25 protein-coding genes and 1 tRNA gene are annotated in these 26,228 nt (G+C 43.3%); 10 read left to right on the top strand and 16 right to left on the bottom strand.

Annotated features, from left to right (window positions below):
* Positions 1–89 precede the first annotated feature (89 nt).
* Positions 90–1,025, bottom strand: a complete 936-nt coding sequence (mdh, locus tag MHM98_RS13535; protein WP_239439880.1) for a malate dehydrogenase — start codon at positions 1,023–1,025, stop codon at positions 90–92.
* A 365-nt stretch (positions 1,026–1,390) separates the two neighbouring features.
* Between mdh and argR the strand changes: the two genes are divergently transcribed.
* The gene (argR, locus tag MHM98_RS13530; protein ID WP_239439879.1) at positions 1,391–1,861 is read left to right on the top strand and encodes a transcriptional regulator ArgR; all 471 of its coding nucleotides are present in this window, start codon (positions 1,391–1,393) and stop codon (positions 1,859–1,861) included.
* Positions 1,862–2,027: 166 nt separating this feature from the next.
* Here argR and MHM98_RS13525 read toward each other — a convergent pair whose 3' ends face one another.
* The 9 genes from MHM98_RS13525 to MHM98_RS13485 form a co-directional block, all read right to left on the bottom strand.
* Entirely contained in the window at positions 2,028–2,945 is a 918-nt protein-coding gene (locus MHM98_RS13525) for a Dyp-type peroxidase (protein WP_239439878.1), read from the bottom strand.
* 49 nt (positions 2,946–2,994) lie between these two features.
* On the bottom strand, positions 2,995–4,029 hold the full coding sequence (locus tag MHM98_RS13520; protein ID WP_239439877.1) for an ABC transporter ATP-binding protein: 1,035 nt from the start codon (positions 4,027–4,029) through the stop codon (positions 2,995–2,997).
* 1 nt (position 4,030) lies between these two features.
* The gene (locus tag MHM98_RS13515) at positions 4,031–5,662 is read right to left on the bottom strand and encodes an iron ABC transporter permease (RefSeq protein ID WP_239440118.1); all 1,632 of its coding nucleotides are present in this window, start codon (positions 5,660–5,662) and stop codon (positions 4,031–4,033) included.
* Between the two features lie 93 nt (positions 5,663–5,755).
* Complete coding sequence (locus tag MHM98_RS13510) at positions 5,756–6,757, bottom strand: Fe(3+) ABC transporter substrate-binding protein (RefSeq protein ID WP_239440117.1); 1,002 nt, start codon at positions 6,755–6,757, stop codon at positions 5,756–5,758.
* Positions 6,758–6,872: 115 nt separating this feature from the next.
* Positions 6,873–7,505, bottom strand: coding sequence for a signal peptidase I (lepB, locus tag MHM98_RS13505; protein ID WP_239439876.1), 633 nt, complete (start codon positions 7,503–7,505; stop codon positions 6,873–6,875).
* 93 nt (positions 7,506–7,598) lie between these two features.
* Positions 7,599–8,624 (bottom strand): M48 family metallopeptidase, encoded by a 1,026-nt coding sequence (locus tag MHM98_RS13500; protein WP_239439875.1) that lies wholly within the window; start codon positions 8,622–8,624, stop codon positions 7,599–7,601.
* On the bottom strand, positions 8,624–9,748 hold the full coding sequence (locus tag MHM98_RS13495; protein ID WP_239439874.1) for a YjgN family protein: 1,125 nt from the start codon (positions 9,746–9,748) through the stop codon (positions 8,624–8,626). The genes MHM98_RS13500 and MHM98_RS13495 overlap by 1 nt, the downstream gene beginning before the upstream one ends.
* Positions 9,749–9,824: 76 nt before the next feature.
* A complete protein-coding gene (locus MHM98_RS13490) occupies positions 9,825–10,526 on the bottom strand; it encodes a general secretion pathway protein GspB (protein ID WP_239439873.1) in 702 nt (233 codons plus the stop codon).
* On the bottom strand, positions 10,526–12,121 hold the full coding sequence (locus MHM98_RS13485; RefSeq protein WP_239439872.1) for an ExeA family protein: 1,596 nt from the start codon (positions 12,119–12,121) through the stop codon (positions 10,526–10,528). Before MHM98_RS13485 ends, MHM98_RS13490 begins: the two co-directional genes overlap by 1 nt.
* Before the next feature lie 140 nt (positions 12,122–12,261).
* Between MHM98_RS13485 and MHM98_RS13480 the strand changes: the two genes are divergently transcribed.
* Positions 12,262–13,470, top strand: a complete 1,209-nt coding sequence (locus MHM98_RS13480) for a multifunctional CCA addition/repair protein (protein WP_239439871.1) — start codon at positions 12,262–12,264, stop codon at positions 13,468–13,470.
* A gap of 73 nt (positions 13,471–13,543) precedes the next feature.
* Here the strand turns inward: MHM98_RS13480 and MHM98_RS13475 are convergent, their stop codons facing one another.
* The 4 genes from MHM98_RS13475 to folB all read right to left on the bottom strand — a co-directional run bounded on the left by MHM98_RS13475 (position 13,544) and on the right by folB (position 17,594).
* Positions 13,544–15,643, bottom strand: coding sequence for a hypothetical protein (locus MHM98_RS13475; protein ID WP_239439870.1), 2,100 nt, complete (start codon positions 15,641–15,643; stop codon positions 13,544–13,546).
* Positions 15,644–15,943: 300 nt separating this feature from the next.
* On the bottom strand, positions 15,944–16,741 hold the full coding sequence (locus MHM98_RS13470; RefSeq protein WP_239439869.1) for an undecaprenyl-diphosphate phosphatase: 798 nt from the start codon (positions 16,739–16,741) through the stop codon (positions 15,944–15,946).
* Positions 16,741–17,238: a 2-amino-4-hydroxy-6-hydroxymethyldihydropteridine diphosphokinase gene (gene folK / locus MHM98_RS13465; RefSeq protein ID WP_239439868.1), complete on the bottom strand. Its 498-nt coding sequence runs from the start codon at positions 17,236–17,238 to the stop codon at positions 16,741–16,743. The genes MHM98_RS13470 and folK overlap by 1 nt, the downstream gene beginning before the upstream one ends.
* Positions 17,238–17,594, bottom strand: coding sequence for a dihydroneopterin aldolase (gene folB, locus MHM98_RS13460; RefSeq protein ID WP_239439867.1), 357 nt, complete (start codon positions 17,592–17,594; stop codon positions 17,238–17,240). Before folB ends, folK begins: the two co-directional genes overlap by 1 nt.
* A gap of 195 nt (positions 17,595–17,789) precedes the next feature.
* Here folB and plsY point away from each other — a divergent pair, with 195 nt between their 5' ends.
* The gene (gene plsY, locus MHM98_RS13455; protein WP_239439866.1) at positions 17,790–18,398 is read left to right on the top strand and encodes a glycerol-3-phosphate 1-O-acyltransferase PlsY; all 609 of its coding nucleotides are present in this window, start codon (positions 17,790–17,792) and stop codon (positions 18,396–18,398) included.
* Complete coding sequence (locus MHM98_RS13450; RefSeq protein WP_239439865.1) at positions 18,399–18,773, top strand: hypothetical protein; 375 nt, start codon at positions 18,399–18,401, stop codon at positions 18,771–18,773.
* A 141-nt stretch (positions 18,774–18,914) separates the two neighbouring features.
* Here the strand turns inward: MHM98_RS13450 and MHM98_RS13445 are convergent, their stop codons facing one another.
* Both MHM98_RS13445 and tsaD read right to left on the bottom strand, forming a co-directional pair.
* Positions 18,915–19,448: a polymorphic toxin type 28 domain-containing protein gene (locus MHM98_RS13445; RefSeq protein WP_239439864.1), complete on the bottom strand. Its 534-nt coding sequence runs from the start codon at positions 19,446–19,448 to the stop codon at positions 18,915–18,917.
* 27 nt (positions 19,449–19,475) lie between these two features.
* The gene (gene tsaD, locus MHM98_RS13440; RefSeq protein ID WP_239439863.1) at positions 19,476–20,504 is read right to left on the bottom strand and encodes a tRNA (adenosine(37)-N6)-threonylcarbamoyltransferase complex transferase subunit TsaD; all 1,029 of its coding nucleotides are present in this window, start codon (positions 20,502–20,504) and stop codon (positions 19,476–19,478) included.
* A 186-nt stretch (positions 20,505–20,690) separates the two neighbouring features.
* Between tsaD and rpsU the strand changes: the two genes are divergently transcribed.
* The 6 genes from rpsU (at position 20,691) to MHM98_RS13410 (ending at position 26,191) form a co-directional block, all read left to right on the top strand.
* The gene (gene rpsU, locus MHM98_RS13435) at positions 20,691–20,906 is read left to right on the top strand and encodes a 30S ribosomal protein S21 (protein ID WP_239439862.1); all 216 of its coding nucleotides are present in this window, start codon (positions 20,691–20,693) and stop codon (positions 20,904–20,906) included.
* A gap of 25 nt (positions 20,907–20,931) precedes the next feature.
* On the top strand, positions 20,932–21,378 hold the full coding sequence (locus MHM98_RS13430; RefSeq protein WP_239439861.1) for a GatB/YqeY domain-containing protein: 447 nt from the start codon (positions 20,932–20,934) through the stop codon (positions 21,376–21,378).
* 163 nt (positions 21,379–21,541) lie between these two features.
* On the top strand, positions 21,542–23,317 hold the full coding sequence (dnaG, locus tag MHM98_RS13425; protein ID WP_239439860.1) for a DNA primase: 1,776 nt from the start codon (positions 21,542–21,544) through the stop codon (positions 23,315–23,317).
* 99 nt (positions 23,318–23,416) lie between these two features.
* Positions 23,417–25,264, top strand: coding sequence for an RNA polymerase sigma factor RpoD (gene rpoD / locus MHM98_RS13420; protein WP_239439859.1), 1,848 nt, complete (start codon positions 23,417–23,419; stop codon positions 25,262–25,264).
* A gap of 208 nt (positions 25,265–25,472) precedes the next feature.
* Entirely contained in the window at positions 25,473–25,892 is a 420-nt protein-coding gene (locus MHM98_RS13415; protein ID WP_239439858.1) for a VOC family protein, read from the top strand.
* Positions 25,893–26,114: 222 nt separating this feature from the next.
* A tRNA-Ile gene (locus MHM98_RS13410) sits at positions 26,115–26,191 on the top strand.
* Positions 26,192–26,228: the final 37 nt, after the last annotated feature.

Raw genomic sequence — 26,228 nt, 5'->3', positions numbered from 1 at the left:
GGTTTAAACCTTAATCAAGCTCATGAAGCATAAACAAAAAAAGCCACATCACCGAAGTGATATGGCTTTCCAAGAAAGAGGATTAACGATTAAGCGTTAACGAACTCTTCACCTAAAGTGATGTCGCCTTTTAGCGTCTCTAAAGCACCTTCTAGTGCGTCAGATTCAAATGCAGAAACTTCGCCGTAGCTTAATACTTTTTCTACACCGTTCTTACCTAAAAGAACTGGCTGTGCGAAGAAACGAGCTTTCTCGCCTGGACCTTCAACATAAGTACACTCAACAACGTTTTCTTCGCCGTTTAATGCGCGAACTAGTGATAGACCGAAACGTGCAGCAGCTTGCCCCATTGATAATGTAGCAGAACCGCCACCAGCTTTAGCTTCAACAACTTCAGTACCAGCGTTTTGGATGCGGTTTGTTAGTGCAGCAATTTCTTCGTCTGAGAATTCGAAACCAGATTGAGATAGTAACGGTAGGATAGTAACACCAGAGTGACCACCGATTACTGGAACGTTTACGTCTGCAGGGTTAACGCCCTTAGCTTCACCAACGAAAGTGTTAGCGCGGATAACGTCAAGTGTAGTCACACCGAATAAACGAGCTGGATCGTAAACACCCTTCTCTTTTAATACTTCAGCGGCGATAGCAACTGTTGTGTTTACTGGGTTAGTGATAACACCGATTAATGCTTTTGGACAAGTGTCAGCACAAGCACCGATTAACGTTTTAACGATACCAGCGTTGATGTTGAAAAGATCTGAACGATCCATACCTGGCTTACGTGCAACACCTGCAGAGATTAATACTACGTCTGCACCTTCAAGTGCTGGCGTAGAATCTTCACCTGCGAAACCTGTTACTTTAACATCAGTTGGGATGTGGCTAAGATCAGCAGCAACACCTGGAGTTACTGGCGCGATATCATATAGAGATAACTCGCTGCCCGCAGGTAGTTGAGTTTTTAACAATAAACCTAGTGCTTGGCCAATGCCACCAGCAGCGCCTAATACTGCAACTTTCATAACTTTCTCCCTTAGAGATTATTTCAATTTTTAATAAATCGTCAGCCGATAATATGTCTAACGATGAGATGCATTCACTGTAGTGAAATTAATCGCTAAAAACCATGCGACTAAAGCTGCACCCGTTGTAAAATTCGCACGCAGTATAACCTAGTTTTTACGCAAGCCAAAGCCATCTTAAACGCTTGTCTTAGGCATTTTTTTGCAAAGTTATAAAAACTGGAAATAAATACTTACATCACAAAAAAATAATGGTTTACAGCCCTTGATTTATGCAATAATGCACATAGTTATTGAATATAACTGTGTTTTTATGCATCACTTATGCATATCATTTCCAAAAATAACAACAATAATGGTACAAAATGAGACCTTCTCAAAAACAAGACCAGCTTGTAAAAGCATTTAAAGCCCTATTAAAAGAAGAGTGTTTTGGCTCTCAAGGCGACATCGTTCACGCACTGCAAGAATTAGGATTTGAAAATATCAATCAATCTAAAGTCTCTCGCATGCTCAGTAAGTTTGGTGCCGTTCGCACCCGCAACGCCAAACAAGAAATGGTTTACTGCCTACCAGCAGAAATGGGCGTTCCAAACACCAGTAGTCCACTGAAAAACTTGGTAATCGATTTGGATCACAACGACTCAATGATCGTTATCCGTACCAGCCCAGGCGCAGCGCAGCTTATTGCTCGCTTACTAGATTCTATTGGTAAAGCTGAAGGTATCTTAGGCACCATCGCCGGTGACGACACTATCTTCATCGCGCCAGCACAGGTCAGCGAAATTCAAAAAACACTGGCAACTATCAAAGAGATTTTTAACGTTAGTTTGTAATTTACTCGAGCTCGAATCCCGTCATTTTTGGCCATCCATGGTACTGCGGCATTGCCGACAAGGATGTCGGTACTTAGGGATTGCAGGAGCATATACCCTGCCCGTTTATCCGGAACATAAAAAAAGAGAAGCCTTATCTTCTCTTTTTTATTGCCTGAAAGGCAAACTAGCTATGCGCTGAAAAATAACTCACCGCTGGCGCGAAGAACGCTGCACCAGTTACTGCTTGGGTATATTTGAGTAAATGATCGTAATGCCCTTTATTGTCACCAACAATCATACTACGCAGCATTAATTCAAAATTTAGCGGCGTTTTACAACAGGAAATAAAGAACAGCCCCTGCTCTTTCATATCACCATAAGGCATCGACTGGCGTAAGATCTCAACAGAATTGCCTGCATCATCTTTTAACCCTGTACGGCGAATGTGCGAGGTTTTCGGTTTGTTAAACGATGAATATTCGTGATTGTCTTGCTTGGTGCGGCCAATAATATCTTCTTGTGCTTTGATCTTTAGCTTATCCCACTGTGTAAGATCATGAACATAACGCTGAATATGAACATAACTACCGCCGCGGAATTCATTATCTTCTTCACCAACTAACGCCACTTCTTGGCGATGCAAGCCTTTAGGATTTTCGGTGCCATCGACAAAACCAGTAAGATCGCGACTGTCTAAGTATCTAAATCCACGAACTTCTTCGACGAGGCTGGCAAGATCTTCAAGCATCAAACAAATCTCACGGCTGACCAAATGATTAATATCGCTGCGATCACAGCGAATTTGAATAAAGAGATCGATAGGAAAAGCTGGCGCATGACGATCATCTTGGCTGAGTGATGGAAATGGCCTTAGCATCTTTGGTTTGGAATCGGGATAGAGGTTTTCCCAATAATTGGCGCCCACGGCAATAAAGCCTGAAAACGCCACATCACTGTATTCGTCAGCCATCTCTTCGAGATAGTGACTGATTTCCACCAGCTGGCTGCGAATAGCAGCCTCCATGCCTTCATGACAATCGAATAGCAAATATTGGCTATGTAAATTTCCTTCGGCGCAAATTCCAGATTGTTCTCTTGCCATTATTACTCCAACGCTTGCTGCGCGTGCTGATTATTATTCTATTCTAGAGTTATGTTTTAAAAGTTACCCATTGGTGCGCTGTCACCGTCAAACCAAGCTCTTGGTCCAGCGCTAAACGCTCATGTGAATGCACTTCCACTAACACCTTATCGTCAGCTTTTGCTGCAACTTGATAAATCCAATGACTACCAGCAAATATCGCCTGTTTAACAACAAATCTATGCGCTGAGTTTTCATCAATAACAATTTGCTCAGGTCGCAACATCACCACATTATGATCCAATGGCAGCTCAGCGCCATTCAACGTTAGTGGTCCCAGTGCCGTATTCAAATGCTCTTTGGTAGCACTTTCAATGGTTAAGTAATTAGTTTTTCCCATAAAATTAGCGACATAGCAAGAACTAGGTTGTGCATATAACACACTCCCACTATCAATTTGCTCGATTTTTCCATCGTTAAAGATGGCAATTTTATCGGCAAACGCAAAGGCTTCGTCTTTACTGTGAGTCACAAAAACCGCTGGCACGCCTTGCTCTTTAAGGATCTGACGCATCTCTTGCATAATCTCGCCACGCGACTGGCTATCGATATTTGAGAAAGGCTCATCGAGTAGCATGAGTTGCGGTTTGTAGGCCAAAGCACGAGCGATAGCGACACGTTGCTGCTGACCACCTGATAATTCATGTGGAAAACGATCGCCATAGCCCAATAACTTAACCAAGCGCAGCATGTCATCAACCACCGCCTGACGTTTCGACTTATCAAGTTTTTGCAAACCAAAGGCCACGTTGTCGTTAACACTCAAATGTGGAAACAGGGCATAATCCTGAAAAATCATCCCAACATTGCGCTTTTCGCTCGGCACTGATTTCTTAGGCGTGCTGATTACCGTATTACCCAGCGATATTTCACCGTCACAAATAGGCTGCAATCCTGCAATGGCACGCAGCAAGGTCGTTTTACCACAACCACTAGGCCCTAATAACGCGACGATTTCATTGCTTTCTAAACTAAGCGACAACCCTTCGATAACGGCTTTGTCGTCGTATTTGCTCGACAAATTACTGATAGTTAACTGCGTCATATTAGTGTTGTTGCTCCAGTGAACGATTTAAGAAAACAAGAGGAATTAGTCCAACCAAAACAATCACAATAGCGGCTAGTGCGCCGTATTCTAATTGTTCGTCAGACACAAATTGATAAACATAAGTGGCAAGTGTTTCGTAGTTAAACGGGCGTAATAACAACGCGGCTGGTAACTCTTTCATCGATTCGATAAACACTAACAACAGCGCCGCAAAACAGCCTTTTTTGATCAGTGGTAAATGCACCTTAAACAACATGCCTAATGGTGATTTTCCTAAGGTCAGCGTTACCATATCAATCGATGGCGAAATCTTATTAAAGCTCGACTCAATAGAACCGATAGCGATGGCACAAAAGCGCACCGTATAACCTGCAGCAATGGCAAAGACAGTACCTGAAAGCAACAAGCCCGGGCCTTCAATACCGAAAGACTCAAGGAACTCATTGATGCCGTGATCGAATAGTGTCAGCGGAATTATCACACCAATCGCCAGCACAGTGCCCGGCAGTGCATAACCCGTACTAGCGATTTTCGGCGCTAGCGCAGCATATTTACCGCTTGATAGACGCTTAAAGTAACCAAGTAAGATAGCAATAAACAAGCACACCAAGGAAACCGTCGATGCTAACAGTAGGCTATTGACGCTGTAATCGAAGAACTCACGATTCCACGACACATCAAAATAATCAATCGCCATATTCACTAATGAAATAAATGGCACGCCAAAGCCCGCCATAAAGATAGTTAAACACAACAATGTCGCTAACCATTTTTTGATACCACTAAGCTGATGGCGCATAACAGGCTCGCCCGAATCAGCCCGCTGATAATGGCGCTGCTTGGCTCGGCCAACGCGCTCTAATGCGATAAGTACAAACAGGACAGCCAGCATTAACGCCGACAAACGCGCAGCCGCCGCTAAACTGCCGTAACCAAGCCACGTATCGTACACCGCAGTTGTTAAAGTCGGCACCGCAAAATAATGCACCACCGCAAAATCAGCCAGTGACTCCATGGCCACCAAAGCCACAGCAACAGCTATCGCTGGACGCGCTAATGGTAACGACACCCGCCAAAAACTCTGCCACGCATTGGCACCTAACATCCGCGCGGATTGTGCCAATGACTGTGATTGCTCGAGAAACGCCGTTCTCGCCAACAAATAAACATAAGGATATAACACGAGAGCCAGCATCACCGCGGCGCCAAACCAGGTACGAACATCGAAAAATGCGTAGTCTTGTGCCGATTTCCAGCCGAAGAATTCACGCAGCGCCGTTTGGACAGGCCCGGCATATTCCAATAAATCGGTATAAACGAAGGCAACAACATAAGATGGCATAGCTAAAGGAAGCAACATGCCCCATAAAAATAATTTGCGCCCCGGAAACTCGCACATTGCCACCAGCCAAGCGACAGGTACACCTATTAGCATCGATAAAAAGCCGACGGTACCAACGACAAGTGCGGTGTTTAGCATGTAATCAGGCAGTACGCTTTGCCATAACTCAGCAAATACATTGCCGTCATCGCCAAAGGATTGCCAAATAATAGCGAGTAGCGGAAGGAAGAGTAAAAACGATAAAAGCCAGCTAAACGCTGGCCATTTCTTGTTGAGCACTATCAAAATAAGTCTCTTATAACATTCAATTTATCAAGGACTAACCTGTCCTAAATATTGGCTGAGCCTATCTTAGCTTAAGATAGGCTGGGCCGCTATTGATTATAAATCGAATTTAACTTGGTCTAATAACTTAAGTGCAGTAGGACGGTACTTCGCAATGTCACTCATCGCTAAATCGTCAGCTTTAAAGTCGCCCCAAGAAGCAACTAATTTAGATTTTTCAACGCCTGGTTTAACTGGGTATTCCATGTTTACTTGAGCGTAGATACCTTGAGCTAAATCACCTGTTAGGTATTCCATTAGCTTGATAGCAGCATCTTTGTTTGGAGCATATTTAGTTAGCGCCATACCACTCACGTTTACGTGTGCACCGCGACCGTCTTGGTTCGGGAATAAGATGTGTACTTGATCGGCTGTTGGTTTTTGCTTAGCGTCTGTTAGCATTTTACCGAAGTAGTAGCTGTTACCTAGTGAAACATCACATTGGCCAGCAGCAATAGCTTTGATTTGACCACGATCGTTACCTTGCGGTTTACGCGCTAAGTTTTCTTTAACGCCCATTAACCATTCTTTAGCTTTCGCTTCACCGTGATGTGCAATCATCGAAGACACAAGTGCTACTGTGTAAGGATGCTTACCACTGCGAGTACAGATTTTGCCTTTGAATTCAGGTTTAGCTAAATCTTCGTAACTGATCGCTTTGTTACCAAAGCGCTCTTTTGACGCGTAAACATTACGTACGCGCGTTGTTAATGCAAACCACTCATCTTCTGGATCGCGTAAGTTTGCAGGTACGTTACCTTCAATAACTTTACTATCGACTGCAGCCACTAGGCCTTTGTCTTTTAATTCCATTAGACGGCTGATATCAGTAGTTAATACCAAGTCTGCCTTAGTTAATTTACCTTCGCGCTTTAAACGCTCCGCTAGGCCTTTCTTAGCAAATACTACGTTTACGTTGATGCCTGTGTCTTTTTCAAATTTCTCTACCACAGGATCGATTAAGAACGACTGACGGTAAGAGTAAATATTAACTTCTTCTGCAGCTTGTACTGCGAATGAACCCGCTACTGACATCATGCCAACAGCCATTGCGATCATCGATTTCATAGCAACCTTCTAAATAGTAATAATTATCATTAAGCGGCATTATAGCCATCTTGACTTAACTGGCAAGCATTTATACAAAGATTTACATAAGGATTGCAATAGCGATCTAAATAAGCGGCTTCCACAAACGATCGCCACGCGGCTTGTAATGAGCATCATAATCAAATGAAACCATCACGCGTGTTGCGCGGCCGATTATCTCATCACGTGGAATAAAACCGTAAACGCGTGAGTCAGAACTATTATTGCGATTATCGCCAAGTACCAAGTATTGATCCTGCGGTACGGTCACTGGGCCAAATGATGTAATATCGCTATAGCCAACAACTTGAATTTGATGCGCAAGCTCAGGTAATTGCTCAACAACTTCCGCCGAGTTCATTTGATAATCCATGGCCTTGCCGTTAATAAATAACTTGTTGTCACGCATTGCAACGACATCACCCGGCTCGCCAATCACTCGCTTAACCATGCGCATATCAGCGGCTTGCGATTCAAACACTACTATTTCGCCGCGTTTGGGGTCACCAAGCTTTACTAAGGAATGATAAATAAAGGGAACGTTAATATCGTAAGCAAGTTTATCGATGGTGATTTGATCACCGGGGATAATGGTGGGAATCATCGAGCCAGTTGGCACACTGTTATAGTCGGCTACGGCACTTCTAAACATACTCATTAAGAGTAAAAAGATCATAATACCGCGGTTTTCTTTAATAAACTTTTTCACTTTATTCATAACTCATCCTCGTGTTAGTAAAGGATTAGTGATCAATAAGTTAAATAAGTTCCCACGGCATTTCGATCTAGCCAAACAATGTGTAACTAAATACTACTCCTCAGTAAACAGTCCGTATTCCTTGGCTTTCTTAATACGGTCTTTTACCTCTGGGTGAGTCGATAAATACTTAAGTAAGTCAGATTCTTCGTGTTGAGATTTTAGATCGAGAAACACTGACATCGCATCGCCAAATGCTTCAGGTGATTTGCCCAGCTTAACCAAATGAGCTAGTGCATAATCATCCGCTTCCTCTTCCATCTCACGAGAGAACGCGTTCATCACTAACGCAGAGCCCGTACCTAGAATGGCCTCACCCAGCGTGTCGACATCACCGAAAATAACCGCAATAGCCAGCGTATTACTGATAGATTGCGCCACTAAACGCAGGCTATGCTTGCCTTCTACGTGGCCAATTTCATGTAACAAGACAGCGAGGATTGCATCTGGCTTATCATCGAGCTTTTCAATCAGGGCATCGGTAATAACTACAGTGCCATTGGGCAATGCGAAAGCATTGGGGCCAAAATACTCACTCTTATAAACGTGAAGATTGTAATTAACGTCTTGTGATAGAACCAAGCTAGCAATGGCATCTTGCCATTGTTTCTTTACCGCTTCTTGCTTCTCTTCTGGCAGTTCACTAGGCTCAAGAAATAATTCTTCGATAATTTCAAACGACTGCTTACCCATTTGTTCGGGAACAGATTGTGGCACCAGAGCCACAGATTTATCAGCGACGTAAGGCATTCCCACCGCCAGAATAAACCATAAGCACAAAGGTATTAATGCAATAGATGCAACAATAAGTGGCTTATTCTTTTCCAACTTTTCTAGTTGAGAATTACCGACCTCAAGCCGCTGACTCGCGTCACTTGCAATAAAACGTCCACCGTCTTTAAACTCAATTTCTGTTGCGACACCTGGAATGGGAGAGCTAACTTGAATGTGATCTTTTTCAACAATGAACGCACATTGATTGTCGTAATGAACACTAACGGTATCAGAAACCACTGATACCGTTGCGACTTTCGATTTGCTACTTCTTGGGAAGTAGTAATTTCCGTGAATTGACTGCATTAGGTTAACGCAATATCAACGTCAAATACTTCGGCAGCTTCTTCACCAAAGGCCGATTGCGACTCTACCATTTCATCGATAGCGCCATCTGCTTCATTATCGATTAGCACTGACGTTGCTTGTGATAAGAAACGTGCCGTACGCACTTTCACCCATGGATAGGCAAAACCAAAGGTTAAAGCAACGGCTAACACATTGACAAAAATAAGCTTCACATAGCTCCAAATATCAACGTTAGAACGAGGCTGTGCTAGTCCATCAAACTCACAGTTATTCAAAATGTGATTGCGAATTCTACCGCGATAAACCGCGCTACAAAGACTGATCATCAAGATGTACATTGCCATCATTGCCACCATCATAACAATACCCATGCCTGTCGTTGCAGCATCTGACTCCACACCAGCTAACGCGCCCATGCCGCCAAACACCGCCATCATAATACCCATAGCGATAATCACCCCAAACGACAGTGCAAACACGAGTAAACTTGTCACGTAATATTCGCCCGATTTGAGATTAGCGCTCAGTTTTTTATCGCCATAGCTAATGTTATTGTGAACGTATTCATCCATTTTCTTAAATGCAAATGGCAGCATCAAATACAGAGTAAAAACAGAGGCAATAGGCAACAAAATGAAATAGACAAAGGCTTCGCCGTATGAGCCCTTAAAGGAGAAGCGCACGTTGCGATAGCTACTCATTCGCAAGTTAAAACGCAGACTTTGATTGATAAGCCAAGGCACCAAAAACAACATCGCAAAAATCACTACCAACCCCCAAACTGGGTAAAATTGCAGTGTCAGTGTGTAGATAGCAAATAAAATTACCGCAAGGATTCGTCCCTTCAAAATTTGCAATGGCTGAGCTAAATAACTGAAGGCGTGGCCTTCGATTTTAGTGTTGCCGTAAAAGTATTGCTGAGTGCGCACTTTAGCCCATGCAGAATAAATACCCAATGTAACTATCGTTAGTAGCACATTGACAATCCAGATACCGAAGAATTCTTTGGCATCGCCACCAAAAACAACAGGTACTTTTCTGTAAGGTGGAGCTGGCGGCGGTGTTACTAGCGCTGGCTCAGAATTTTCAGGTGGGTTTTGTGGCGTATCGATAACGTCCATATTGTGATTCCTTATCTGTAATGCGCACACCTCATTGAGCACGCGTTTACAAAGTGTAGATTAAAAAAATAAAATATTACCAGCTACTCAAAGCTGGTAGCGTAAAGTGGCGTTCTTGCATTTCAATCACGACTTCTTGCGGCTCGACGCGAACCAAACGCATATTTGCGTTAATGAGCTCGCCTTCTTTCACCACTTGATCGTTAACTCGAACCCAACGATCATCCGCGTTACTGGCATAAATATGCGAGCTAAACTCTAAGGCGGGTACCAAATCTTGATACCATTGCGGGTAAAGCGTCAGCGGCTGCGCGTGCAACTTCACCTCTGATTTCGGAGCTGCCTCTTCATTGGCCATCTCCTGCATCACTTGGCTAAACTGCTGGGCTAATTTCGATTGCGAAGCAGTTAACTGACCTGCTTGAACAGAGTCCTTAACGCGAGAAAAGTCCTCTACAACCGCAGCATTTGTCGCTGGCTTAGGCTGAATAGTTGTCAGCGCCGATTCTTGCTCAACCACCACGCGATCGTTCTTTAACTTGGCCGTTAATCGCGGCTGATATGGCAGTGGCTTAGGAGGCAGTGATACTTGAGTCACTTGCAATGGAGTATTTGTTGTTTGTGCAGCGGAAACAGGCTGTTGCATCGGCACTTGCTGTAAGCTCTCAGTCGCCGCGCTAATCGTCGGAGTCGGAGTATGATTAAAAACGGCAATAGCAATACCACAGCCCAAAGTTACTAACGGTAACAGCCACCAGCTATTAAACGATTGATTCATTATTGATTACCTCGTAGCTGCAGTGTGTTTTTGCCAGTAACGCTTTGCAAGCGAATCAGTGTTTTTGCACCAGCAATTCCATCTACCATCAGTTGATTGTCGCTTTGAAAACGTCTCACTTTTTGTCGCAACTGATCATCAAACACATCGCTGGGATAACTCCCCGGCGCATAAAGCTGATTGAGCATTTGTGCTAACTCACTCACTCCTTGACCACGCTGACCGATATTTAATGCGCGCTCATAATCAAAATTTGGCTGCCATAACAAGGTGAACTCCCCTGTTAATCGCTCTAATAACCACGCTTTGGTAACGGTGAGTTGCGAGCGATTAAATTGCATTTTGATAGCTTGCTCATCATCGGCGTTTAAAATCACGCCGTAATACAATTGACCGCCGTCTTTTAGCGTCACTAATGCTGGATGATTGTATTCTAATAACGCTTGCCAACCGCTAGCGGCGAAACAACGCAGGCCATAACTCTTAGCCTGCACACAGCCATTGCTACCTGCGCCATGTGCTGTGCCCCATGCCCCCATTAGTGCCGAAAACGCCGTTGATTGACTGGTTGCTTCTCGCAAAATAGACGTCAGTTGACTATTATCAGCTTTCATTTCAACCAATGGCTGTATCGTTTTAACAGGCTGGGTAATCACCTTGGTTTGTTGCTCTTGGGCGGTTTGATTTAATGCCCAAGCTGTAATGCCATAACCGATCAGCATAGTAAAAACACTCACCAAAGCTGGCATTGCCCATGGCGGCGTAGCAACTGATTTATTAACAGGCATATCAATCGCCAAAATATCTTGTGCGACTTCAGTAATCGTTTTCGGGCCAATTTCCGTCAGCTGTTGACCGTAAGCGCTAAGCAGTGCTTTATCACAAATCAAATTAATAATACGGGCTATGCCGCCGCTTAATTGATGCACCTTATTACAAGCCGCTTTAGTGAATAACGCACTATCGCGTCCTGCAATAGCTAATCGATGGGCGATGTAAGCACTAACATCAACATTATTGAGTGGCAATAAGTGATAACGCGCAGTGATGCGCTGCGCCAACTGACGCAAATGATTTTGTTTGAGTTGTTGTTGCAATTCTGGCTGACCAATTAGCACTACCTGCAATAGCTTTTTATGATCAGTTTCAAGATTGGTCAAAAGACGAAGCTGCTCTAATACCTCGGCTTGTAGGTGTTGCGCTTCATCGATAACCAATAAGGTATTACGCCCTTGCTGATGATTATTCGATAGAAATTCTGCGATAAGATCAGTAAGCTGTTTGAGCGTTGGATCAGCCGGATAATCGATTTTAAGCTCATCACACAGCGTCGCCAGCAGTTCTAATTCACTCAGCGCTGGGTTTAAGATAGATGCGATATCAGTGGTGTCATCAAGCTGGCTTAGCAATGAACGGGCTAAGGTAGTTTTTCCTGTGCCCACTTCACCGGTGAGCAGCACAAAACCACCGCCTTCTTTAAGGCAGTATTGTAAATGAGTCACCGCCTGCTGATGCTGCTGGCTTAAAAACAAATATTTGGGATTGGGCGCTATGGTAAATGGCGCTTCATTAAGGCCGTAAAAAGCCTGATACATAATTTATTCCTTCATCCCTACAATTAAAACAACTGAAACTCATTCTCAGATCCGCGCTATAGCATAAAGTTCAGCTGCGTTTTGAGCAATGATTAATTTTTAATATACTAGTCGCGTTATTGAATGAATTGGAAAGTGTTTTGGAAATATACCTCGTTGGCGGTGCAGTTCGCGACAAACTATTAAATATTGAAGTAAAAGACCACGATTGGGTGGTAGTTGGCGCTACACCTGAGCAAATGCTGACGCAAGGGTTTCAACAAGTTGGTAAAGACTTTCCAGTATTTCTCCACCCTAAAACCAAAGAAGAGCATGCGCTAGCGCGTACCGAACGCAAGTCGGGCAGCGGTTACACCGGATTTACGGTGTATAGTGCGCCAGATGTCACGCTGGAAGACGACCTTATTCGTCGCGATCTCACCATAAATGCCATTGCTCAAGACGAGCAAGGTGAACTGTTTGATCCACACGGTGGACAGGCCGATCTCGACAATCGTATATTACGTCATGTATCGCCAGCATTTAGTGAAGACCCGCTACGCGTTTTGCGCGTCGCTCGCTTCGCTGCTCGTTTCGCGCATCTAGGGTTCACCGTACACGCTAGCACTATCGAGTTAATGAGAGAGCTAGCAAACAGTGGCGAACTCGATCACCTCACCTGCGAACGCGTGTGGCAAGAAACATCACGCGCACTGGATTCACAATCACCACAGGTGTTTTTCGAAGTTTTAAGAGCTTGCGACGCACTCGCAGTGCTTTTCCCAGAGCTAGACAACCTTTACGGCGTGCCAAATCCCGCCAAATGGCATCCTGAGATTGATAGTGGCATTCACACCATGATGGTTTTGCAAAAAGCCGGTGAACTAACTACTGATAGCGAAGTGCGCTTTGCCGCCCTCATTCACGATCTTGGTAAAGCCGTCACTCCACCAGAGAAGTGGCCTTCTCATCACGGGCACGGTCAACTCGGATTGCCACTCATCGAACAATTGTGTCTGCGCTTGCGAGTGCCAAATACCTACAAAGATTTAGCACTGATGGTTAGCGATCATCACTGTAAAATCCATCGCATGGATGAAATGCGCAAAGATACCATTGTTAAGCTATTTGATAAGACCGATGCTTGGCGTAAGCCACAGCGTTTCGAGCAATTTCTACTCGCTTGTGAAGCCGACGCCAGAGGCCGCCTCCATTTTGAAGATGAACCTTATCCACAACGCCAAACTATGCTCGATTATTTGAACAAAGCCAGTGCTGTTAATGTGCAAGACATCATTAAACAAGGCATTACAGGTCCAGCGATCAAACCAGCACTCTTTAAAGCACGCGTTGCCGCTATTTCGGATTAAGACACAAAAAGCCCAGCTATTAATTAAAACTAGCTGGGCTAATTCATTTCTTTGCAAAATTAGCTATAGCAAATTAGTTATTGCAGGCAATACCGACACAAGTAACGCCATCATCAATTTGCAAATCATTAATCAAGGTATTGTTGGTTAAGTCCACATCAGTTAACTGATTACGCAATAAATACAGCTGCAACAAGACTGGATTATTAGACACATCAATTGCCGTGAGCTGATTATCGTTTAACAACAGTGCCGTCAGCGCCGTATTACTGCTCACATCTAATGCCATTAATCGGTTATTACCTAACACAACACGATCGAGCAATCCATTGTTAGACAAATCGATATCTGTTATCTGGTTCTTTAATAAAGAGAGAGTACGCAACTTAGTATTGTGCGATAAATCGATATCGGTAAGCTGATTGTTGCGCAAAGTTAGACTGGTTAATTCAGTTAATTTTTCGATGCCTTTAGCTGACACTATACCCTTACTACTGCAATTAACTTTTGTAATTTCAGAGGCATGAGTTTTATCTTCATTAGCTTTAAGAATACAGTTTCTGAGGTTTTCATCAGCAAAAGCAATATCGACTAGCTTTTCTTGCTCAAAGCTAACATAAATACGACAGCGCTGAGTAATAGGCTGTGTTGTATAAATATTGCCATCTAACTCACCAGCACAATCCAATGTCCCCACCAGATTCGCAATGCGATGACCGACATCTGATCTGATAAAGAATTTAGCCACATGCCCGTGATTTACAAGCAATTCAGAAGGACTAAAAATTCCATTACCGACGACTTGTGAATCAACAATATATTTAGGACAAGGTTCGCCATAACACACGGTGGTCGCATCGAGGTTAATGGTTTCTAAGGCAGCATTATTACTAACATCGATACTTACCATCGGATTTTCACGAATAAACAAACTAACTAGTGCAGGGTTATTATCGACATTGAGCTGCTCAAGCTTATTACTGTTAACGAATAAATGCGTCAGCATAGCGTTTTTCGTTACATCTAATTCGGTTAACTCATTACTCCCCAATAATGCCCTTTCTAATTTCGAATTATGCGTAATATCTAGATTTCGAATACTATTCTTGAGCAAGCTCAACTCTCGCAACATCGTCATCTGACTCACATCGATAGTGGTTAAATAATTTTGGCGCAATATTAAATGTTCAAGCGCTGTGAGCTGCTCAAGGCCATCGCTATACATAATCCCTTTACCAACACAGCTTAGAGTCGATAACTGATCAACATAATCGGAATTAGCATTAAGCACACACTGTTCTAAATTACCGTCTTTAAACGCTATATCTGCGAGTCGCGGACGCTCATGTGTTGCCATTGGGCACACCGCACCAATACACTTAACTTTTTGATTAAAAGATAGTTCTTTTAGCTTTTTATTTTTGACCAAGTGCAGACGATCGAAATTATTATAAATAGCTTTCAATACTTTAAGCTTAGGACTTTTACCCACTTTCAGTTCGGTTAGCTCGTTATCAATAACCGATAAATACTCCAATTCACTACTACTGCTAATGTCTAAAGTTTGTAAGTGATTTTCATCAGCTTTAAGCATCAATAAGTTAGGATTTTTGTGTAGTAGAAGTTTCTTGAGTTGATTGCCATTAACATTCAATCGATCTAACAAGTGATTTTTTCCAAGATATAAATAATTAAGTTCATTATTTTCCAAGAGCAAATAGTCCAGCTTCGCATTACTCGTTAGATCAATTTTTTTGATGTTGTTATTATTTAAAAACAATCGTTTAAGCATTCTATTCTTTCTAACATTTAGATGCTTCAATTGATTATTGTTCAAATACAAACCAATGAGATGAATGTTTCTTCTGACATCTATTTTGCGTATCTCATTGTTATTTAAGTGCGCTATGCGCAGCGCTCTTAACTCTTCAATTCCAGTAACATCACTGATATCTCGTGAATTACAAAAAATTGAAAAGAGATCTTTTACATAGATCTTTTGATGATCTTGAATACAACGTCGGAATTTACTGTCGGGGAAATGAATATCTGCAATCTTTTTACGTTGATCGTCAGCAGAGCTGTATGCCTTGCTAACAAATAGACCATTAGCAGTTAAAACTAAACTAACCACCAACATAAAGGACATCTTAAAACTACTAAAATACTTCATAGCAACTACCTTTATCTGTTAATTGAACGGAACCTACATATACCTCTCACGGTATAGCTTAAATCCCAGTTCAGCTTTCCAGATAAGCCCTTACTGGGCCTGTAGATCTTAGTAGAGAGTGCAATATATGCACGAAAAATCGCCATGACACTCGAAATAACAAGGAGGTAAGATGAGTAAAATTAACTAACGATTTGATTTAAATAGAAAGGATAGAAACTAATGAAAAAGTTAAGATGAAACACCACCGCTCGCAAAAACGCCATGGTATTTCATCGTTAACCATACTAAAGAATGGCTCTAAACTGATAAGAAGATAATTAAGCCTGCACCGAGTAATAAACGATAAATCACAAATGGCAACATACCCATTTTGCTAATCACTTTCAGGAAGAATGTGATACACAAATACGCACTGACAAAAGACAAAATTGCGCCATAGCCAAGCTCGCTCCAATTGACTACAACACCCTCATCTAAAAAGCCAAGTGCCATGTAGCCGCCACTCATAATAATTGCAGGAATCGACAATAGAAAAGAATAGCGCGCTGCGCTTTCACGCGTCATTCCCAGCATTAAACCAGCCGTCATGGTAATACCTGAACGCGACGTACCAGGAATAAGTGCTATTGCTTGTGACAAGCCAATAAACAAGGCATTAGACAAGGTTAACTCGTACTCATCTTTTACTTGCTTTGCTTTAACATCGACCCACCACAGCAACAGACCAAAGATAATAGTCGATGCAGCAATCACCCAAGCGCTACGCAAGTACAACTCAATAAAATCTTTCCCTAAAAAACCTGCTAAGCCCAGTGGAATACTGCCTAATAAAATAAACCACGCCAAGCGACTTTCGCCGTTGTGTTTTCCAGTAAATGACGCGCCCCAAGCTCCCAAGAGAGTAAAGACTTCTTTGCGGAAATAAATCACTACCGCCAATAATGTCCCGATGTGGACAGCGACATCAAATGCCAAGCCTTGATCATTCCAGCCTAAAATTTGCGACGGTAAAATAAGATGCGCCGAGCTTGAAACAGGTAAAAATTCGGTAAAACCTTGGATCAGCGCCAAGATGAAGATTTCGAGAATCGACATTAAATAATTCCTTGCCAGTCGAATTCAACCGCCCATAGCGATTGTTGAGATTTGTCGTAGTTATCCCACAACGATAAAAAAGAAAGGTTTAATACAGGGTGAATAAATTCCGGAGCAATTTGCGCTAACGGCCACAATACGAACGCATTTTTATCAATTTCATGACGCGGTAATTGCGCCGGTTGCTCAACAACCAAATCGTCATACACTAATAAATCGAGATCTAAGGTGCGCGAACTAAACTTTTTAGCACTGCGATCACGCCCATTATCCACTTCAATTTGACGCAGACGCGTACAAACTTCATCAACACTGAGCTGTGTCTCACCACCACACACCAAATTATAAAAGTTACTGCCATCAAAACCGACAGACTCACTTTCAAAGACATCTGAGACACTAAAATCGCTAATGAACTCACGCATAGCAGCAATACCCTGACGCACATTATGGGCCTTATTGATATTGCTTCCTAAGCTAATATAAATACGCGCCATTAGCGCTTAACTCCACGCTCAATCATCACACCAACACCGCCAGCATTGGCTACTGCATCTGGTTTGTGGATAGTCAACTTGAGCCATTCAATAGCAAATTCATCCATCAGCATTTCCGCAATGCGCTCGGCAACAGTTTCAATTAACTCGATTTTTTGCGCTTCTAACCAGCTAGTAATGCGCTCAGACACAGTGGCGTAATCTAACGCTTTGGTTAAGTCATCATTCAGCGCAGGCGCTCTATTGTCCCATGCCATCTCAAGATCGATCTTAAGCGTTTGCTTAATAGTCTTTTCCCAGTCATACGCGCCGATTGTTGTCTCAACGGTTAACTGATTAATAAAAACGATGTCCATAGGGCTTCTCAAATAAGGTGTGAAACTTAATAAAGGTCGGATACCTTTTTTTATTTTAACAGCATATACTTAGCCGCTAAGGGCAAAATGTAAGCTATTAACAAACGGCGCTAATATAGCTTATTTTAAAAAGGAAAACAGCCATAATGTCTAAATCTACTGCAATCGCCACCACGCTAGGATGAATGAAACTAAATGACGATCCCTCTTACCATAATGATGGTTATTATTGCCTACCTTGCAGGATCGTTATCTAGTGCGGTTATTGTTGCGCGCGCATACAAACTGCCAGACCCAAGAACTCATGGTTCTAACAACCCCGGTGCGACAAACATGCTGCGAATTGGCGGCACAACGCCCGCCATTCTTGTCCTCTTAGCAGATATGCTCAAAGGCACTATTCCCGTTTGGTGCTCTTACTTCCTTGGCTTACCACCCGTAGCGCTTGGCATTATCGCTATTGCGGCATGTCTTGGTCATATCTTCCCAATTTTCTTTGAATTTAAAGGCGGAAAAGGCGTTGCGACCGCTCTGGGCGCAATTTTCCCCATCGGTGCAGATCTCGGCGGCATGCTCATCGCTTGTTGGTTTGTGATCTTATTAATTACTGGCTACTCATCAGTTGCAGCAATCTGCGCCGCATTTTTAACGCCAATTTTTACCTTTTACATTAAACCCGAATACACCATTCCCGTAGTCATGCTTTGCGCACTCATCGTCATCCGTCACCATCCAAATATCCAACGATTATTAAAAGGTGAAGAGCCTAAGGTGTGGAAGAAGTTTAAGAAAGGGGAAGACTAATTGAAAATAAGATTTCTTTTGCTGCTTTCAGCGTTGCTGGTATCAACTAACGTATTAGCTATAACCGCCTGCAAAGAACATAACTATTGCCCACCTCAAGGTATTAGACATATCACTTACTCGCCTAAAATCGAGCAAGAATATAAAAAGCTTTGCGCTAATGCAGTCTTCAAAATTAGATTTGAACTCACTAATAAATCACCTTCAAATGTCCGTGTTATAGAAGGCCCCAAAGAACTAAGTACGCAATTAATAACAAGCTTCTACAAATGGAAATTTAGTAACTTCAGACATGTACCTGAAGCAATCGAAGTTGTTGAATTAAACGCTGACTGCTCGGTAAAGAATAATGACAGTTGGCACAAGAATAAATAATTCAGAAAGGATAAAAATTTAAGTCAAATATCGTCTCAAGCTTCAGCTAAACGATATAAATGAAAAACTCATTTGAATAACCAGTTCTTACTAAAAGTAGAAGAAAGGCGATGCGTGATGCCCGTTACATCTCGTGCACTACTAATCCTTTGTGCTTTCAGTCGCAGCCTTGATTTTTTCGGCACGTTTATCTAACAAAGACTGAATATTCTTAGCGTCTTCAATAAGCTTTTTGGTTTGCTGTGACGAAGTTGTCGTAGGAGTTGGAATCATTAATGAATAATTAGTTATTACACTTGGCTTGTTATTTTCAACAACTTGAGAACTTCCAGCAGACAAATCAATGATATTGCCACTCTGCTCGACATGCACTGTCTCAAAAGGCGTGCCGTCCGTCGGAGGTAAATCAGACATCTGCCAGTTACCATCCTGATTCTTCCATCGATAAATGACAGGTTTGTTTTCAACTGATTTGTCGCCGATAAGCTCAGCCGCGCTTTGCTGGGCATCATTTAATGAGCTTTCAAATTGCTTAGTAATATTTTCTAACGGCGATGTTGATGGCGTGAAATCATTTATATTGAGCCAAGGTGTGCCGTCTGGCTTTTTAAGAATAAAAAGCCCACCAACTGCGATGATGACAAGCGCCAACATTAATTTAATAAATAATTTCACTGTGTAATTCCTTTACAAAAACCTTACCTAAACAGGAGGCAGTTGATCCATTGGCCAACGTGGCGTAGCACTAATCTCTAAGCCTACTGTTTGATTGGCTTTCAAACGCTGCATGCCTGCGTAAGCGATCATTGCGCCATTGTCGGCACAAAACTCCAACGCTGGATAAAACGCCTCGCCGCCACGCGACTTCATTAAAATTTCTAATTGCTCACGCAAATGACGATTGGCACTTACGCCGCCAGCAATGACTATACGCTTTAGGCCACTTTCTTTTAACGCGCGCTTACATTTGATCATTAGCGTATCAACCACGGCATCTTCAAATGCGCGGGCGATATCAGCCATCGTTTGTTGGTCTGGCATTTCACCATTTTCGCTATGATCGTTGATCGTATTTGCTGCAAAAGTCTTCAAACCACTAAACGAAAAATCCAAACCCGGCTTATTAGTCATCGGTCTCGGGAAAGTAAAACGTGAGCTATCTCCCGATTCTGCTAATTTAGATAAACGAGGGCCACCCGGATAATCCAAACCAAGCAATTTTGCCGTTTTATCGAAGGCTTCACCGGCCGCATCGTCAATAGACTCGCCCATTACCTCATATTCACCAATGCCATCAACCTTGACCATTTGCGTGTGACCGCCAGAAACTAGCAAGGCTAAAAACGGAAATTCAGGCTTATTTTCTTCCAGCATTGGCGCCAATAAATGGCCTTCCATATGATGAACAGCAACCGCTGGTTTGTTCCACGCATAAGCTAAGGATCGTGCCACGGATGCACCAACCAATAACGCGCCAACCAAGCCTGGTCCTGCGGTGTAGGCGATCCCATTGAGATCGTCTTGCGTGCAATTTGCCGCTTTTAACGTCTCGCGGATCAAACCAATGATCTTTCGCGAATGATCACGCGAAGCCAATTCAGGAACAACGCCACCATAATCGGCATGCAGCTTAACCTGACTGTATAATTTGTGTGCTAACAGTCCCTGTTCATCGTCATAAATGGCAATCCCAGTCTCATCACAAGAGGTTTCAATTCCTAAAATTCGCATCTTTTTGTCGCTTCAAACTCAATAAATAGGCGGCAATTGTACGCTGATGAAATTAATTTTGCAGCTTGCTTATGATCTTTCTTTACAAGCCCCCGCTGCTTAGACTAAAATAGCGCACCAAATTTTTACGGCCCTGCAAAAAATTGCAATTGGCTTAATGAAACAAACCTTCGAGGTGAAAGGCAAATGCCAATAGTTAAAGTTAGAGAAAACGAACCATTTGACGTAGCACTACGTCGTTTCAAACGTTCATGCGAAAAAGCAGGTATCTTATCTGAAGTTCGTCGTCGTGAGCACTACGAGAAGCCAACAACTGAGCGTAAGCGCGCTAAAGCTGCAGCTTCTAAGCGTTTAGCTAAAAAGCTAAGCCGTGACAACGCACGTCGCAAGCGTCTTTACTAAGCACTAGTTGGATTTTAGTAAGATCATGGAACTAAAAGCGCAATTATCTGAGCAAATGAAAGTCGCTATGCGTAACAAAGAAAAGTTACGCTTAAAGACAATTCGCATGGCTCAAGCTGCTGTGAAACAAATCGAAATCGACGAGCAAACCACATTAGACGACGAAGCTGTACTAGCTGTACTCGTTAAAATGGTTAAACAACGCCGCGATGCCGCACAGCAATACATTGAAGCAGATCGTCAAGATCTTGCCGAGGTAGAACAGCAAGAAATCACAGTGATTGAGGAATTCCTTCCAAAACCACTGACAGATGACGAGATCAACACGTTGATCAAAGCTGCTATCGAAGAAGCCGGAGCGACTTCAATGCAACAGATGGGTAAGGTCATGGGCCTACTCAAGCCGCAAGTTCAAGGTCGCGCTGATTTAGGAAAAATTAGTGGCTTAATCAAGGCTGCGTTAAACAGCTAAGTCCTAATCTTTCAGTGCAGCAATGCACAACTAGTGATAAATTTGCCGTGCTTTTAGCGCGGCATTTTTATTTCTACTCCCCAATAAATTTACTCGCTTTTGATCCCAGTTCGAAAGATGTAAACTAACTTTTTTGCTTCACCTAAGAGACACACGATTTTTCATGGCCGGTTTAATTCCACAACAATTTATTGATGATCTCATTGCACGCACCGATATTGTCGAACTAATTGATTCACGAGTTAAACTCAAAAAGGCTGGTAAAAGCCACGTCGCCTGTTGTCCATTTCACGGTGAAAAAACACCATCGTTTCACGTTAGCCAAGAAAAGCAGTTCTACCATTGTTTTGGTTGCGGTGTTAGCGGTAATGTCATCTCATTTTTGATGGAATACGACCGCCTCGATTTTGTTGACACCATCGAAGAACTCGCCAGCATGTACAATCTTGATGTACCGCGCGAGCAAAGTGGCGATAGCAAAAAATCGGCGCAGCAATACAGCATCGAAAAGCAACAAAAGCTCGATTACTACCAGCTAATGGATCAGGTAGCGAGTTTCTACCGTCAGCAGCTTAAAACCAACACCAACAGTCAACAGGTAATCGACTACTTGAAAAAGCGCGGTCTTAGCGGCGATGTCGCCAAACGTTTCGGCATTGGTTATTCGCCAGATGACTGGCAAGTGGTTAAAGATAAATTTACCCACAACGGCGGCAAGTTCGACAAGCAACGTGAAACTCAGCTGTTAGATACCGGTGTATTAATCAAAAACGAAAAAGGCCGGGTTTACGATCGTTTTCGTCATCGCGTGATGTTTCCGATCCGCGATCGTCGTGGCCGTGTTATTGGTTTTGGTGGCCGTGTACTCGACGACTCAACGCCGAAATACCTCAACTCGCCAGAAACGCCAATCTTCTCTAAAGGCCTTGAGCTATACGGTTTTTACGAAGCTAAACAAGCCAATCGCGACTTAAAACGTCTACTCGTTGTAGAAGGATACATGGACGTAGTAGCACTCGCACAACACGGCGTCGATTGGTCGGTGGCCTCACTTGGCACTTCCACCACTAGTGAACAAATTCAACTGATGTTTCGCAACACCAGCGAAATTATCTGCTGTTACGATGGCGATCGCGCCGGTCGTGATGCCGCATGGCGCACACTGCAAAACTCATTGCCGCAGCTGCAAGACGGCCGCCAAATCAAATTCATGTTCTTACCCGATGGCGAGGATCCCGATTCAATGATCCGCGAAGTCGGCCACGACGAATTTGTAAAATTAGTGGACGATGCCCTGCCCTTGTCGCAGTTTATGTTCGACAACCTCATCGCCCAAGTCGACATGGCAAGTGAAGATGGCCGCTCAAAACTCGCCAACCTTGCACTGCCGATGGTCAACAGCATCAGCGATGGCGTATTCCAGCAAATGATGAAGGACAAGCTGGCGAAATACCTCGGTATGGACAGCGAATCACTCAACCGTTTCATCACGCCAGAAACGCCAAGTGAAAACAAACAGCAACGCAAAAAAGCCAATCGCGGCACTATCGTTCGTCAAGCCATTGGTTTACTGGTTCAGCACCCAAGTTTAGCGCTATCGCTCGAAGGCATGCCGCCGCTTGATCAGGTAAATCTCAAGGGCACAGATCTACTGCAAAAGCTCGTCGACCAAGTGCGTGAGAATCCACAAATTAGCGCCCCGCAATTACTAGAGCGCTGGCGTAACGCCCCAGAATACGGCGCTTTGCTCAAGCTTGCTAGCTGGCAACACGACGTTGACGACAGCAACTTACAATCGCATTTTGTCGACACCATAGTGCAAATTATTAACAAGCATTTAGAGCTGCGATTAGAGCAACTTGCCCACAAAGACCGCGTCGAAGGATTAACCAGTGACGAGCGCAAAGAATATGCGCAATTAATCACAAATGAGCGCTAACTTGGGCTAGCGGCATTTGGTCAAAACAGTTATAATTTAAACCTTGTGCAACTTTTTGTTGCTAATCTTTTTTGTCAGCATTAAAAGTGGATAAAATCTATGGAGCAAACCTCACAGTCTCGTCTAAAACTTCTTGTTGCTAAAGGTAAAGAGCAAGGTTACTTAACCTATGCCGAGGTTAATGACCATTTACCAGCAGACATGGTCGATTCCGATCAGATTGAAGATATTATCCAGATGATCAACGATATGGGTATTCAGGTGTTCGAAAACGCACCAGACCAAGATACCCTGATGATGTCTGAGAACAGCACTGACGAAGATGCTGCTGAAGCAGCGGCGCAAGTGCTAGCCACCGTAGAAGGTGAAATTGGCCGTACCACAGACCCAGTTCGCATGTACATGCGTGAAATGGGTACCGTTGAACTTCTTACTCGCGAAGGCGAAATCGTAATCGCTAAGCGCATCGAAGAAGGCATCAAACAAGTTCAAGTAGCAGTTTCTGATTACCCAGCTGCTATCGCATCACTACTTGATCAATACGACAAGTACGAAGCTGAAGAGATGCGCCTAAGCGACATCATCACCAGCTTTATCGATCCAAACGAAGAAGACGACTTCCTAAACGCTGGCGCGTCACACATCGGCTCTGCCCTAACTGAAGAGCAACAAGACGATGAAGAAGACGAAGAATCAGCAGATGACGACGATTCTGAAGACGAAGAAGTAGATACAGGTCCAGATCCTGAAGAAGCGGCTGAAAAGTTCGGCGAGCTTCGCGCTGCATTCGAAAAAGTTAAAGAACTAGCGAACAACAAAGGCCGTGACCACGCTGATACAATCAAAGCGACTAGCGACCTAAGTGAAGTATTCCGTCAGTTCCGCTTAGTACCTAAGCAATTCGACCGCATGGTTAAAAACATGCGCGACGTGATGGACCGCATCCGTGTTCAAGAACGTCTAATTCTAAAATTCGCCGTTAACCGCGCTAAAATGCCAAAACGCGAATTTACTAAGGTATTCCCAGGCAACGAGTCTGACAAAACTTGGTTAATGGACGCCCTACAATCAGGCGAACCATACGTACAAGCGCTAGAAGATAACGAGCGCGATATCCTACGTGCCATCAACAAGTTAAAAGACATCGAGCAAGAAACTGACTTAACCATTGCTTCAATCAAAGACATCAACCGTCGCATGTCGATTGGTGAAGCCAAAGCACGTCGTGCGAAGAAAGAAATGGTTGAAGCGAACTTACGTCTTGTAATCTCGATTGCTAAGAAATACACCAACCGCGGCCTACAATTCTTGGATCTAATCCAAGAAGGTAACATCGGTCTAATGAAAGCGGTAGACAAGTTCGAATACCGTCGTGGTTACAAATTCTCGACTTACGCCACATGGTGGATCCGTCAAGCAATCACTCGTTCAATCGCCGACCAAGCGCGTACCATCCGTATTCCGGTACACATGATCGAAACAATTAACAAACTAAACCGTATTTCTCGCCAAATGCTGCAAGAAATGGGTCGTGAGCCACAACCGGAAGAGTTAGCTGAACGCATGCAAATGCCAGAAGACAAAATCCGTAAAGTGCTTAAGATTGCCAAAGAGCCAATCTCAATGGAAACCCCAATCGGTGATGATGACGATTCGCACCTAGGTGATTTCATCGAAGATACTACGCTAGAACTACCACTACAGTCTGCAACGTCTGAAGGCTTAAAACTAGCAACTAACGACGTACTAGCAGGCCTAACAGCTCGTGAAGCTAAAGTGCTACGTATGCGTTTCGGTATCGACATGAACACTGACCACACGTTAGAAGAAGTTGGTAAGCAATTCGACGTAACACGTGAGCGTATCCGTCAAATCGAAGCTAAGGCACTACGTAAACTGCGTCATCCTTCTCGTTCAGAACAACTTAAGAGCTTCTTAGACGAGTAATTAACTCGCTAACAATCGCTTGATTGAAAACCGTTATTTCGCAGGAAATAACGGTTTTTTTTATTTCTGTAATTCAAGATAGAAAAAACCTATCACCATCATCTAAAACAACAATCGCCAATCGCTTTACCTCAACTAAGGTTGAGGTTTTACAGTAGCTCCATCGAATCAACGAACAAGATAAAAAAGACTTATCAAGGAGATACTTATGTTAACTATCGAACACCTAAACCTAGTAGTAAAAGACCTCGACGAAACCATCAAATTCTACAGCGCCATTGCCCCACACTGGAAAGTGCGCAGCAGCGGCCAAGGCAACTGGTATGGCACACCACGCAACTGGGTACACTTTGGCGATGACTATCAATTCCTAACCTTTAACGACAGCGGCACAGGCACCAATCGCGATTTAGAAACTAACACGCTAGGCCTTAGCCACTTCGCCTTTAGCACGGCTAATTTAGACGCTGCGACTAAGCGCCTACAGGCTGCTGGATTCGAAATAAAAATCCCACTACGCGAAGATGCTCATCGCAAAAACATCTATTTCCTCGATCCCAACGGCTACGAAGTCGAACTAGTGCAATACCTGTCAGATATTCCAGCAGAGCGCAATCTAGACGCCTAACATGCAGATATTTACCCAAGCACAAAAACAAAAAGCGCCGTCATCAGACAGCGCTTTCTATTTGCTAATTTTGTAGGAAGTAGAACTTTATAAAATTCAAAACGATGGAGAATAATTAACCATTTAACGATTTTTACCGGAAAATCACCGCCAATCACGTGACGTATTAAAAATAAATGCTTATACTTACCGCCGCTTAAACAAATCTGTTTAGCATCTTTTGGCCCCTTAGCTCAGTTGGTTAGAGCATACGACTCATAATCGTCAGGTCCCCAGTTCGAGTCTGGGAGGGGCCACCATTTAATTCAATCCATGCACTTATAATCAATTAGTTGA

It is taken from the genome of Psychrobium sp. MM17-31 (assembly GCF_022347785.1).
Classification (GTDB): domain Bacteria; phylum Pseudomonadota; class Gammaproteobacteria; order Enterobacterales; family Psychrobiaceae; genus Psychrobium.
This window is presented reverse-complemented; position numbering and strand designations above follow the sequence as displayed.